Below are 12,917 nucleotides of genomic sequence, written 5' to 3' on the forward strand. Positions count from 1 at the left end.
GTGGCTGCCAAAACCAGCAGGGAGCCTCAGATGAGCCTTTTAGAAGAAAACCAATCCACCGACCTGGAAAAGATCGTCGGCCTGAGCCGTCGAGGTTTCATTAGCGCAGGTGCCCTGTGCGGCGCGGCGATGTTTCTGGGCGGCAACCTGCTGAGTCGCAGCGTACTGGCCGCCGCCGTCAGCGAAGGCAACAGCAAGCTGCTGGGCTTCGAAAGCATTGCCGCCGCCACGGCCGACACCATCACACTGCCGCCGGGCTACAAGTCCTCGGTGCTGATCAGTTGGGGTCACCCCCTGCAGAAAAATGCACCGGCGTTCGATCCGAGCGGCAATGGCACCGCCCGCGCCCAGGAAGTGCAGTTTGGCGACAACAACGACGGCATGAGCCTGTTCCCGTTTCCCGGCGACGACAACCGCGCGCTGATGGCGATCAACAACGAATACACCAACTACCAATACCTGTTCCCCCACGGCGGTCAACCTCAGTCAGCCGAAGAAGTGCACAAGGCCCAGGCCTGCGAAGGCGTGTCGGTGATTGAAATACAGCGTCGGGACGGGCAATGGCAGTTCGTCCAGGAGTCGCCCTATAACCGCAGGATTCACGGCAACACGCCGATCGACCTCAGTGGTCCGGCCGCCGGCCATGATTTGATGAAAACCGCTGCCGACAAGAGCGGCAAAAAAGTGCTGGGTACTTTCCAGAACTGCGCCAACGGCATGACGCCGTGGGGCACCTACCTGACCTGCGAAGAAAACTTCACCGACTGCTTTGGCAGCAGCAAGGCGGACTTGCAGTTCGATACGGCGCAGAAGCGTTACGGCGCCACCGTCGCCAGCAGCGAAATAGACTGGCACCTGCACGACCCGCGTTTCGACCTGGCGAAAAACCCCAACGAACTCAATCGCCACGGCTGGGTGGTGGAGATCGACCCGTTCGACCCTAAATCCACCCCGATCAAGCGCACGGCCCTGGGTCGCTTCAAGCACGAAAACGCCGCCCTGACACAAACCAGCGACGGTCACGCCGTCGTGTACATGGGCGACGACGAGCGCGGCGAGTTCATTTACAAATTCGTCAGCCGGGACAAGATCGACCACAAAAACTCCAAGGCCAACCGCAACCTGCTGGATCACGGCACCTTGTACGTGGCGCGCTTCGACGCTGGTGACGCCAACCCGGACCATCCCAAAGGCATGGGGCAGTGGATTGAGTTGACCCACGGCAAGAACGGTCTTGACGCCAGTAACGGTTTCGCCGACCAGGCCGAAGTGCTGATCCACGCGCGTCTGGCCGCCACCACTGTCGGCGCCACTCGCATGGACCGTCCGGAGTGGATAGTCGTCAGCCCCAAAGACGGCCAGGTCTATTGCACCCTGACCAACAACTCCAAGCGCGGCGAAGCCGGTCAGCCGGTGGACGGGCCCAATCCCCGAGCCAAGAACGTCTACGGGCAGATCCTGCGCTGGCGCACCGACCGCGACGATCACGCTTCCAGTACTTTCGCCTGGGATTTGTTTGTGGTCGCCGGCAACCCGGTAGTACACGCCAACACGCCAAAGGCCGGCTCGTCCAATATCAACCCGCAGAACATGTTCAATAGCCCCGATGGCCTGGGTTTCGACAAGGCCGGGCGGCTGTGGATTCAGACCGACGGTGATTTCAGCAATACCGGTGACTTCGCCGGCATGGGCAACAACCAGATGCTCTGCGCCGACCCCGACAGTGGCGAGATCCGTCGATTCCTGGTCGGGCCGGTGGGTTGTGAAGTAACCGGGATCAGCTTCTCGCCGGACTACAAAACCCTGTTCATCGGCATCCAGCATCCCAGCGGCGGCTCGACGTTCCCTGAGCATCTGCCCAACGGTAAGCCGCGCTCGTCGGTGATGGTGATTACCCGTGAGGACGGTGGGGTCATCGGCGCCTGACACTTTGTTGCGAGGGGGCTTGCTACCGCTGGGTTGCGTAGCGACCCCACTTTTATTGTGGGCGCTGCGCACCCAAGCGGGAGCAAGCTCCCTCGCCACGAACAGCAATTGAAGTCTCACCGATTAATCCCGACTGCTTTGCGCTACCATGCTGGGCCGGACGCGGCAGCCCTGCCGCTGCGCAGGAGTCAGCATGTCCCATCCGTTTGAAACCCTCACACCCGATCTGGTGCTCGATGCTGTTGAAAGCATGGGCTTGCTCAGCGACGCCCGTGTGCTGGCCCTCAACAGCTATGAAAACCGTGTCTATCAGGTGGGTATCGAAGACGCCGAGCCGCTGATCGCCAAGTTCTATCGCCCTCAGCGCTGGACCAACGAAGCGATTCTGGAAGAGCACCGCTTCACCTTCGAACTGGCCGAATGCGACGTGCCGGTGGTAGCGCCTCTGATTCACAACGGCGTCAGTCTGCACGAACACGCCGGGTTTCGTTTCACCCTGTTTCCCCGTCGCGGCGGCCGCGCGCCTGAGCCGGGCAACCTCGACCAACTCTATCGCCTGGGGCAATTGCTCGGACGCCTGCACGCGGTCGGGTCGACCCGTCCGTTCGAGCATCGTGAAGCGTTGGGCGTGAAAAACTTCGGCCACGATTCGCTGGCCACCGTGCTGCAAAGCGGCTTCGTACCCCGCAGCCTGCTGCCGGCCTACGAGTCGGTGGCCAGGGATCTGCTCAAGCGGGTCGAAGAGGTCTATGCCGCCACGCCCCATAAGAACATCCGTATGCACGGCGATTGCCACCCCGGCAACATGATGTGCCGCGACGAGGTTTTTCATATCGTCGACCTGGACGACTGCCGCATGGGCCCGGCGGTACAGGACTTGTGGATGATGCTCGCCGGTGACCGCCAGGAATGCCTGGGGCAGTTGTCGGAATTGATGGACGGTTACCGCGAGTTTCATGACTTTGACCCGCGTGAACTGGCCTTGATCGAGCCACTGCGCGCCCTGCGCCTGATGCACTACAGCGCCTGGCTGGCGCGCCGTTGGGATGATCCGGCGTTCCCGCGCAGCTTCCCGTGGTTCGGCAGCGAACGCTACTGGGGCGACCAGGTGTTGGCGCTGCGCGAGCAACTGGCGGCGCTCAATGAGGAGCCGTTGAGGTTGTTCTGATGTAACCCAGAATCATCCTGTGGGAGCGGGCTTGCTCGCGAAAAGCGCTGGGTCAGGCAAAGTTGTGCTGCTAGACACGCCGCCTTCGCGAGCAAGCCCGCTCCCACAGGAAATCCTTGATGATTGTTCACAAGGTTCCCAGCACAACCTGACAAATCTCCTTACAATCACTCTTTTGTTAGCTGCCTAAGCAAGGATTCTGCATGCAAGCCGCCAACCCGCGTCGCGGGTATATCCTGGGCCTGAGTGCCTACATCATCTGGGGTCTGTTCCCGATCTATTTCAAAGCCATCGCCAACGTGCCGTCCGTGGAAATCATCATCCACCGGGTGCTGTGGTCGGCGCTGTTCGGCGCGGCGTTGCTGATGGTCTGGAAACACCCGGGCTGGTGGCGCGAACTGCGGGACAATCCACAACGGCTGGCAATCCTGGCCCTGAGCGGTACGTTGATCGCGGCCAACTGGCTGACCTATGTCTGGGCGGTGAACAACGGGCGCATGCTCGAAGCGAGCCTGGGGTACTACATCAACCCGCTGGTGAACGTATTGCTCGGCATGTTGATCCTGGGTGAACGGTTGCGGCGCATGCAGTGGCTGGCAGTGGGATTGGCCGCGGTCGGTGTGGCGCAGCAGGTCTGGCAAGTGGGCAGCCTGCCGTGGGTGTCGCTGATGCTGGCGCTGACCTTCGGCTTTTATGGGCTGATCCGCAAGCAGGCCCCGGTCAAGGCTTTACCCGGGCTGGTGGTGGAAACCTGGATGCTGGTACCGATCGCCGTTGCCTGGTTGTTGTTCAACCCGGCGGCGACCAGTGCCCAAGCCGTTTTCTGGACCACTTCCGAAGCCTGGTGGCTGGTGGCGGCAGGGCCCGTGACACTGGTGCCACTGGTGTGTTTCAACGCCGCTGCACGGCACTTGCCCTACACCACCTTGGGCTTTCTGCAGTACATCGCCCCGACGCTGGTGCTACTGCTGGCGGTGTTGCTGTTCGACGAACACCTGTCGTCCAGCACGTTAGTGGCGTTCCTGTTCATCTGGGCCGGGCTTGCGGTGTACAGCATCGATGCCGTGGTGAGCATGCGCCGACGTAATTGATCAAAAATCGAACAACCCTGCGCAGGCCACAGACGACGTGGTCTGCGTCGATCCGCCCCAAGGTTATCCACAGCCTGATCCCCGCCGTTTGTGCACAACCCATTGAAAACTGGTGATTTTTTAATCACTCATCATCAAGCCCCGGCCCGTATGGGCTGGCGGCGTGTCTCTACAGGTTATCCACAGGCAGGCGCAGTTTTTCCTTGGATAACCCGTATCAGCTTTCGTCGCTGAGTTTCAGCTCTACCATCAGCTCATCGGCCAGGGTTTCCAGACGCTCCTGCAACGTCTCCAAGGACAGGGTCACCGGCACCCCGAGAAGCGCTTCGGCATGAAACAGCAACTCGCTGCTCATCGGCGCCGGCCGCACGTCCGTGACCAGTCGTTCGACGTTGACGCCCTGCTCACTCAGCAAGCGCGTGATGTCGCGCACGATGCCAGGGCGATCATTGCCCACCAGTTCCATCGCAATAGGCTTCCACGTGCAGGACTCTTCGACGATGCCCTCGGCGATCAGCACGCGGATGTTGTGGGCCGATAGCCCTTGTAGAGCTTCGATCAGTTCATCATGGGACTCGGCCGGAACACTCAGGCGCAGGATGCCGGCAAATTGTCCCGCCAGACGGGACATGCGGCTTTCCAGCCAGTTACCGCCGTGCTCGGCGATGCAAAGGGCGATTTGCTCGACCAACCCAGGCTTGTCCGGGGCGAAAACAGTGATGACGAGATGGTCCATGGCGCGAGCCCTCTGGTTGTGGAAAGAAGAGTATAGGCAGGTGGTCGCGGACAGGCTGGTGGCCTAAAGATATATACCTCGCCGCTGTGGGAGCAAAGCTTGCTCGCGATGAATACAACTCGGTCCTTCTGAAGCAACGGCGCCTGTATCGCGAACAAGCTTTGCTCCCACGGGACTGACGCGCCAACAATATCGTGTACAACTTCAAAGATTTAACTGGAACAATCTGCCATTTTTTTGAGAACATTCCATGCCTCGTTGTGACCGTAGCACTTTAGTGGGTCGCGGAACGACGCAATTAGTCTAATTTTCACAACCGCAATTGATCATGTAGTATGCCGCAGCGCGCACTACATAACGTTGTAACGATGTCTGCCCTGGCGCAGTCGCATCCCTGAAAAGCCCCGTCAGCAAGGCTAAAAACCCAGCCGCCAGCGATGGCATGTACTGGTTCCGGGGTTTGTGGTTTAAATGTCCCGAGGCTTCATTGTCAAAATCGAAGAGCTGAAAAGCGAAATAGCTGAGCAGAGTGAGGCAAGCAATGACTGAACACGTTCAAGTCGGTGGCCTTAAGGTCGCCAAAGTCCTGTTCGACTTCGTGAATAACGAAGCCATTCCCGGAACCGGCCTCACCGCCGATGCGTTCTGGGCCGGTGCCGACAAAGTCATCCACGACCTGGCCCCGAAGAACAAAGCCCTACTCGCCAAACGCGACGATTTCCAGGCGCAGATCGATGCCTGGCACCAGGCCCGTGCCGGCCAGGCCCACGACGCCGTGGCTTACAAAGCCTTCCTGCAAGATATTGGTTATCTGCTGCCAGAAGCGGCGGATTTCCAGGCCACGACCCAAAATGTCGATGACGAAATCGCCCGCATGGCCGGCCCGCAGCTGGTCGTCCCGGTGATGAACGCCCGCTTCGCCCTCAATGCCTCGAACGCCCGCTGGGGTTCGCTGTACGACGCGCTGTACGGCACCGATGCCATCAGCGAAGCCGACGGCGCGGAAAAAGGCAAAGGCTACAACAAGGTTCGCGGCGACAAGGTCATCGCCTTTGCCCGTGCCTTCCTCGACGAAGCGGCGCCATTGGCGGCCGGCTCTCATGTTGATTCCACCGCTTACAAGATCGTCGATGGCAAACTGGTGGTTGCTCTCAAGGGTGGCAGCAACAGCGGCCTGCGTGACGACGCGCAACTGATCGGTTTCCAGGGCGACGCTTCGGCACCGACCACCGTGCTGTTGAAGCACAACGGCCTGCACTTCGAAATCCAGATCGACGCCAGCACCCCCGTCGGACAGACCGATGCCGCCGGCGTCAAAGACATCCTGATGGAAGCCGCGCTGACCACCATCATGGACTGCGAAGACTCGGTCGCCGCCGTCGATGCCGATGACAAAGTGGTGATCTACCGTAACTGGCTCGGCCTGATGAAGGGCGATCTGTCGGAACAGGTCGCCAAAGGCGGTCAGACGTTTACCCGCACCATGAACCCCGATCGTGCGTACACGACGGTCGACGGTTCGGGCCTGACCCTGCATGGCCGCTCGCTCCTGTTCGTGCGCAACGTCGGTCATCTGATGACCATCGACGCGATCCTGGACAAGGACGGTCATGAAGTACCGGAAGGCATCCTGGACGGACTGATCACCAGTCTGGCAGCCATCCACAGCCTCAACGGCAACACTTCGCGTCGCAACAGCCGTACCGGCTCGGTGTACATCGTCAAACCGAAAATGCACGGGCCGGAAGAAGCGGCGTTCACCAACGAACTGTTCGGTCGCGTCGAGGACGTGCTGAACCTGCCGCGCAACACCCTCAAGGTCGGGATCATGGACGAGGAGCGCCGGACCACGGTCAACCTCAAAGCCTGCATCAAGGCCGCCAGCGAGCGCGTGGTGTTCATCAATACCGGCTTCCTGGACCGCACCGGCGACGAAATCCACACCTCCATGGAAGCCGGCCCGATGGTGCGCAAGGCTGATATGAAAGCCGAGAAGTGGATCGCCGCGTATGAAAACTGGAACGTCGATATCGGCCTGAGCACCGGCCTGCAGGGTCGCGCTCAGATCGGCAAGGGCATGTGGGCCATGCCGGACCTGATGGCGGCGATGCTGGAGCAGAAAATCGCTCATCCCATGGCGGGTGCCAACACGGCATGGGTTCCGTCGCCGACCGCTGCCGCCCTGCACGCGCTGCATTATCACAAAGTCGACGTGTTCGCCCGTCAGGCGCAACTGGCCCAACGTGCCCGCGCCTCGGTGGACGACATCCTGACCATCCCGTTGGCCGTGAACCCGAACTGGACGCCAGAGCAGATCAGGAACGAGCTGGACAACAATGCCCAGGGCATCCTCGGTTACGTGGTGCGCTGGATCGACCAGGGCGTAGGTTGCTCCAAGGTGCCGGACATCAACGATATTGGCCTGATGGAAGACCGTGCGACGCTGCGTATTTCCAGCCAGCACATCGCCAACTGGCTGCGCCATGGCATCGTCAGCCAGGATCAGGTGATGGAAAGCCTCAAGCGCATGGCGCCGGTGGTGGACCGCCAGAACGCCAGCGACCCGCTGTACCGTCCACTGGCGCCGGACTTCGACAGCAACATCGCCTTCCAGGCGGCGGTGGAGTTGGTGATCGAAGGCACCCGGCAGCCTAACGGCTATACCGAGCCGGTGCTGCACCGTCGTCGTCGCGAGTTCAAGGCAGCCAATGGGTTGTGATTGAGGGGTAAAAACGCAGCACAAGAAAAAGCCCTGGTCGAAAGATCAGGGCTTTTATTTTCGGAGCCAGATCAAAAGATCGCAGCTTCCGGCAGCTCCTACAAGGGACCGTACTCGTCTGTAGGAGCTGCCGAAGGCTGCGACCCTTTCAAAGATCCATCCCCAACTCATGCTTGACCAGACCCAGCAATTTTTCCGTATCAATAGGCTTGAGCAAAAAATCCACTACGCTCAGGTGCATCGCTTCGATGGCGTCCTTCACGTCGGCATCGCCGGAGACGAGGATGATCGGCAGCGCTGCGCGCTCCGACTCACGGACCAGGCGGACCAGTTCAAGACCATCGACATTGCCCATACGCAAGTCAGTGATCAACAGGCCAATCGACGGCTTGGTTTCCAGCAACTTGAGCGCCGTTTCACCGCTGGCGGCGGTCATGCAGTGAATACCGTCCAGGGCCAGAATTTCCGATAGCAGCTCACGGGCGTCCTTGTCGTCATCGACAATCAAGACTCGTTGCGGCGGCAGGTCGGGTTCCAGCATGACGGCACTCAGCGCCTCGCGCTCGGCGTCACTCAAAATATCGTGGTCGGACATGGTGCTCTCTACGTTCTTTAATCGATCCCCTGGCACAGTGGTCAGACATCGTTCTGCGTCGCTTCAATGTGCACTTCGTCGGATTTTTTTCCAAGTACATTTATTGCAGGCTTCGGATAGACCACACCCAGGATTTTTCTATCGTTCCCAGCCTTTTGCGTTGACCTAGACTTACGTCCAATGGGCACCCTACCCTCAGGGGTTGACCATGGGGACAGATCCGACCACAACAATTCAAAAAAGACTGCGCCATGGTGATGAAAAAAACGGACGCCTTTACCCAGGCAGGGAAAACCGCGGTGTTGCAGAACATCCAGGGAACGCTGCAATTCCTTCAGCGTTTTCCCCCGTTCAACCAAATGGAAAACGCTCACCTGGCTTATCTGGTGGAGCAATGCCTGCTGCGTTTTTACGCGCCGGGGGAAACCATCATCAAACCGGCCGACGGCACGGTGGAACACTTTTATATCGTCAAGCAGGGCCGGGTCGTGGGCGAGCGTCCGCATTCGGCAAAAGGTGGCACCGAAACCACCTTCGAAATCACCACCGGCGAATGCTTCCCCCTTGCTGCGCTGCTGGGTGAGCGGGCTACGCGCACCGAACACCGTGCCGGCGAGGACACCTTCTGCCTGCAGTTGAACAAGCAGGCATTCATCAAGCTGTTCGCCCTGTCGAGCCCGTTTCGTGATTTCGCACTGCGTGGAGTCAGCAGTCTGCTCGACCAGTTCAATCAGCAAGTCCAGCAGAAATCTGCGCAAACCCTCGGCCCCCAATATTCCCTCAACACCCGGCTGGGCGAGCTGGCGATGCGTCATCCGGTGAGTTGCAACCCCGACATGCCCCTGCGCGAAGCCGTGAAACTGATGCACGAACAGCAGGTCGGAAGCATTGTGGTGGTGAACGAGCAAAAAGCGCCGGTAGGGATTTTTACCCTGCGCGACCTGCGGCATGTGGTCGCCGACGGCTCCGGGGACTTTTCCGAAGCCATCGCCGCGCACATGACCCCAACACCCTTTTATCTGTCGCCGGACCACAGCGCCTTCGACGCGGCCATCGCCATGACTGAGCGCCATATCGCCCATGTTTGTCTGGTCAAGGACCATCGCTTGTGTGGCGTGGTGTCCGAGCGCGATCTGTTTTCCCTGCAGCGGGTCGACCTGGTGCATCTGGCACGGACCATCAGCAGCGCCCCGAAAGTCGAGAGCCTGGTGGCCCTGCGCGGCGAGATCGGTCAATTGGTGGAGCGCATGCTGGCCCATGGCGCGTCATCGACGCAGATCACCCAGATCATCACCCTGCTCAACGACCACACCGTGTGCCGGGTCATCGAACTGACCCTGGCCGACAAGGGCGACCCAGGCGTGCCGTTCAGTTGGTTGTGTTTCGGCAGTGAAGGCCGGCGCGAGCAGACCCTGCACACCGACCAGGACAACGGCATCCTGTTCGAAGCCCGGGACGCCGCCCATGCGGCGCAGATCCGCGGGCTGCTGCTGCCCATCGCCCAACAGATCAACCAGAGCCTGGCCCTCTGCGGTTTCACCTTGTGCAAGGGCAACATCATGGCCGGCAACCCGGAGCTGTGCCTGTCCCGCGCCGAATGGGCCCGACGCTTTGCCGCATTCATTCGTGAAGCGACGCCGGAAAACCTATTGAGTTCGAGTATTTATTTCGACCTGCGGGTGGTCTGGGGCGATGAGCAAGGCTGTGAGCAGTTGCGCCAGCAAGTGCTCGAACAGGTGGCCGATAACCGTTTGTTCCAGCGCATGATGGCCGAGAACGCGCTGCGTCATCGTCCACCGGTGGGACGCTTCAGGGATTTCGTGCTCAGCCGCAAGAACGGCGAAAAAGCCACCCTAGACCTGAAAGTGCAAGGCCTGACGCCTTTTGTCGACGGCGCCCGCCTGCTAGCCCTGGCCAATGGCATCGAAGCCAACAATACCCTGGAGCGCTTGCGGCAACTGGTCATCAAGGACGTGATCCAACCGCTCGATGGCGCGGCCTATGAAGAGGCCTATCACTTCATCCAGCAAACCCGCATGCAACAACATCAGCTGCAAACCCGCGAAAACCTGCCCTACTCCAACCGGGTCGATCCCGACAGCCTTAATCATCTGGACCGGCGCATTCTGCGCGAATCCCTGCGCCAGGCCCAACGGCTGCAAAGCAGCCTGACGCTGAGGTACCAGTTGTGAGCATTTTTTCCTGGCTACGCCCGGTCCAACCGATGTTGCCTGAAGACGTGCAACAGCGCCTGGAACGCCTGCCAGCCCCCGCGCCCCTGGGTGAATGCAGCCTGAGGGAGCAACGCTGGGTAGTGCTGGATCTGGAAACCACGGGGTTGAACCTGAACAAGGATCAGGTGCTGTCCATCGGTGCGGTGGTCATAGAAGACGGCGCCATCGATTTCAGCCAACAGTTCGAACGCACCTTACAGTGCGACAAGCAGAAGCTGGGACCGAGCGTATTGATCCATGGCCTGGCGCCGAGTGAAATTGCTGCCGGCAGCGACCCCGCCGAGGCGCTGCTGGCGTTCATGGAATTCGTCGGCGACAGCCCTCTGCTGGCATTTCATGCGCCGTTCGACTCCCACATGCTCGGGAGGGCACTGAAGGATTACCTTGGTTATCGCTTGCAGCATACGTTTCTGGATGTCGCTGACCTGGCGCCGATGCTCTGCCCTCAAGCGCACCTGCGCAAGGCCGGCCTGGACGACTGGATCGACTGGTGCAAACTGCAAGTCTTCGACCGTCATAACGCCAGCGCCGACGCCCTGGCCACCGCCGAACTGGCGCTCATTCTGTTCAGCCGTGCCCGTCAGCAGCAGATCCATAGCCCGCTTGAGCTGCAACAGCACCTGAGCCAATGGAAGCGACGGCAGCGGGCGCCTTCGCTCTAAATCCTCTGCTCCGAGGGTGGTTTACCTGTGGGAGCAAGGCTTGCCCGCGATGGCATCGCCTGGTTTGACAGCCAAACCGAGTCGCCTGCATCGCGGGCAAGCCTTGCTCCCACAGACCTGTTTAGGCCCACAGACTTATTTGGGCCCACAGACCGGGTCCCGACCAGCGCCAATTGCTTTCCCTCCCCCGCCTCTGCGACAATCGCGAACAATTCTCGTTACTTAAAACGTCGGTGATGCTTCGTGTCGTCAGTCCCAAGCCCCCACAGTGATCTGGTTGGTGCGTTGTACCGTGACCATCGCGGGTGGCTATTGGCATGGCTGCGCCGCAACGTGGCCTGCCCGCAGCGGGCGGAAGATCTGAGCCAGGACACCTTCGTGCGTCTGCTGGGCCGGGAGGAACTGACAGCGCCCCGGGAGCCCAGAGCGTTTCTGGTGGCGATCGCCAAGGGACTGCTGTTCGATTATTTCCGTCGGGCAGCGCTGGAGCAGGCCTACCTCACCGAGCTGATGCTGATCCCGGAAAACGAACAGCCGTCGTTGGAAGAGCAGCAACTGATCCTCGAAGACCTCAAGGCGATTGATCGGCTGCTTGGCAAATTGTCGAGCAAGGCTCGCGCTGCTTTTCTTTATAACCGCCTCGACGGCCTCAGCCATGCAGAAATCGCCGAGCGCCTGGGGGTTTCCGTGCCCCGGGTGCGGCAGTACCTGGCCCAGGGCATGCGCCAGTGCTACATCGCCCTTTATGGTGAGCCGACATGAGCACGCCTTCTTCCAAACCCGTCTCGACCGGGGTTCTGAATGCGGCCATTGCCTGGCAACTGTCCCTGGACTCAGGCGGCGTTAGCGCCCAGGAGCGTGAAGCGTTCGCCCAATGGCATGCCGCCGACGAAGAACATGCCCGGGCCTGGCGGCAACTGGGCATGCTCGACCAACGCTTCAGTGTCGCCAATGGCCCTGGGCGAGCCGCGTTGTTGCAATCCAGAGCAAACATTCGTCGCCGGGTGCGCAAGCTCGGCAGCAGCCTGGCCAGCCTTGTTGCAGTGATCGGCCTGGCGTTGTTTGCCGGGGATCGTTACTTGCCGCTGGATTACTGGCTGGCCGACCAGCGCACCGCCACCGGCGAGCAACGCGTCCTGCGCCTGGCGGACGGCACGTTGATCAACCTCAACACCCACAGTGCGCTGGACGTGCGTTTCGATGACAAGCAACGACGCATTGTCCTGCAAGAAGGCGAGATCCTGGTGGAAACCGGCCACAACGATCCGCGTCCGTTTATCGTTGAAACCCGCGAAGGCAACATGCGCGCCCTGGGCACCCGGTTTTTGGTCAAGCGAGAAGCAGAAGGCACACGCTTGAGCGTGTTGAAGTCGGCGGTGGCGGCGCATCCACAAGCCACCGACGAAGAGCAGATCCTGCGTGAAGGCCAGCAGGTGTTGATGCGCCGCGACGGTCTCGGGCCGACGATGGCCCTCAGTCCAGGCGCCGATGCCTGGACCCGCGGCATGCTGGTGGTGGACAACGCCCGCCTCGAAGACCTGGTCCATGAGCTGGGGCGTTACCGTCGCGGCTATCTGGGTGTCGAGCCACAAGTGGCAGACCTGCGCATCACTGGCAGCTTCCCGCTGCACAACACCGATCTGGCACTCAGCGCCCTGCTCCCGACCTTGCCGGTGCAGGTCGAGCATCACACGCACTGGTGGGTGGTGGTGGGGCCGAGGGTCGCGCCGAAACCCTGAGAGACCTTTTATCAGGTAGGCCGCCTTCGCGAGCAAGCCCGCTCCCA

Annotated in this window: 10 protein-coding genes; 8 read left to right on the forward strand and 2 right to left on the reverse strand. The window is 60.6% G+C overall.

The window, feature by feature from the left end:
• Positions 1–30 precede the first annotated feature (30 nt).
• From HU811_RS10530 to rarD, 3 genes are all read left to right on the forward strand, one after another.
• Entirely contained in the window at positions 31–1,926 is a 1,896-nt protein-coding gene (locus HU811_RS10530) for a PhoX family protein (RefSeq protein WP_186655692.1), read from the forward strand.
• A gap of 193 nt (positions 1,927–2,119) precedes the next feature.
• Entirely contained in the window at positions 2,120–3,094 is a 975-nt protein-coding gene (locus tag HU811_RS10535) for a serine/threonine protein kinase (RefSeq protein ID WP_186655694.1), read from the forward strand.
• A 203-nt stretch (positions 3,095–3,297) separates the two neighbouring features.
• The gene (gene rarD / locus HU811_RS10540; RefSeq protein ID WP_092400820.1) at positions 3,298–4,185 is read left to right on the forward strand and encodes an EamA family transporter RarD; all 888 of its coding nucleotides are present in this window, start codon (positions 3,298–3,300) and stop codon (positions 4,183–4,185) included.
• A gap of 217 nt (positions 4,186–4,402) precedes the next feature.
• Here rarD and HU811_RS10545 read toward each other — a convergent pair whose 3' ends face one another.
• Complete coding sequence (locus tag HU811_RS10545; protein ID WP_092455680.1) at positions 4,403–4,921, reverse strand: glycine cleavage system transcriptional repressor; 519 nt, start codon at positions 4,919–4,921, stop codon at positions 4,403–4,405.
• Positions 4,922–5,462: 541 nt separating this feature from the next.
• Between HU811_RS10545 and HU811_RS10550 the strand changes: the two genes are divergently transcribed.
• Complete coding sequence (locus HU811_RS10550) at positions 5,463–7,640, forward strand: malate synthase G (protein ID WP_186655697.1); 2,178 nt, start codon at positions 5,463–5,465, stop codon at positions 7,638–7,640.
• A 148-nt stretch (positions 7,641–7,788) separates the two neighbouring features.
• On the opposite strand, the gene HU811_RS10555 is transcribed toward HU811_RS10550, so the two are convergent.
• Positions 7,789–8,235 carry a response regulator gene (locus HU811_RS10555; protein ID WP_047228125.1) on the reverse strand — a complete coding sequence of 149 codons (447 nt, stop codon included), beginning with the start codon at positions 8,233–8,235 and terminating at the stop codon, positions 7,789–7,791.
• 251 nt (positions 8,236–8,486) lie between these two features.
• Between HU811_RS10555 and HU811_RS10560 the strand changes: the two genes are divergently transcribed.
• From HU811_RS10560 to HU811_RS10575, 4 genes are all read left to right on the forward strand, one after another.
• Positions 8,487–10,427: a putative nucleotidyltransferase substrate binding domain-containing protein gene (locus HU811_RS10560; protein WP_186655706.1), complete on the forward strand. Its 1,941-nt coding sequence runs from the start codon at positions 8,487–8,489 to the stop codon at positions 10,425–10,427.
• A complete protein-coding gene (locus HU811_RS10565) occupies positions 10,424–11,131 on the forward strand; it encodes a 3'-5' exonuclease (RefSeq protein WP_186655708.1) in 708 nt (235 codons plus the stop codon). Before HU811_RS10560 ends, HU811_RS10565 begins: the two co-directional genes overlap by 4 nt.
• 243 nt (positions 11,132–11,374) lie before the next feature.
• Complete coding sequence (locus tag HU811_RS10570) at positions 11,375–11,893, forward strand: RNA polymerase sigma factor (RefSeq protein WP_092400806.1); 519 nt, start codon at positions 11,375–11,377, stop codon at positions 11,891–11,893.
• The gene (locus HU811_RS10575) at positions 11,890–12,870 is read left to right on the forward strand and encodes a FecR domain-containing protein (protein WP_186655710.1); all 981 of its coding nucleotides are present in this window, start codon (positions 11,890–11,892) and stop codon (positions 12,868–12,870) included. Before HU811_RS10570 ends, HU811_RS10575 begins: the two co-directional genes overlap by 4 nt.
• Positions 12,871–12,917: the final 47 nt, after the last annotated feature.

Source organism: Pseudomonas tehranensis, assembly GCF_014268615.1.
GTDB lineage: Bacteria > Pseudomonadota > Gammaproteobacteria > Pseudomonadales > Pseudomonadaceae > Aquipseudomonas > Aquipseudomonas tehranensis.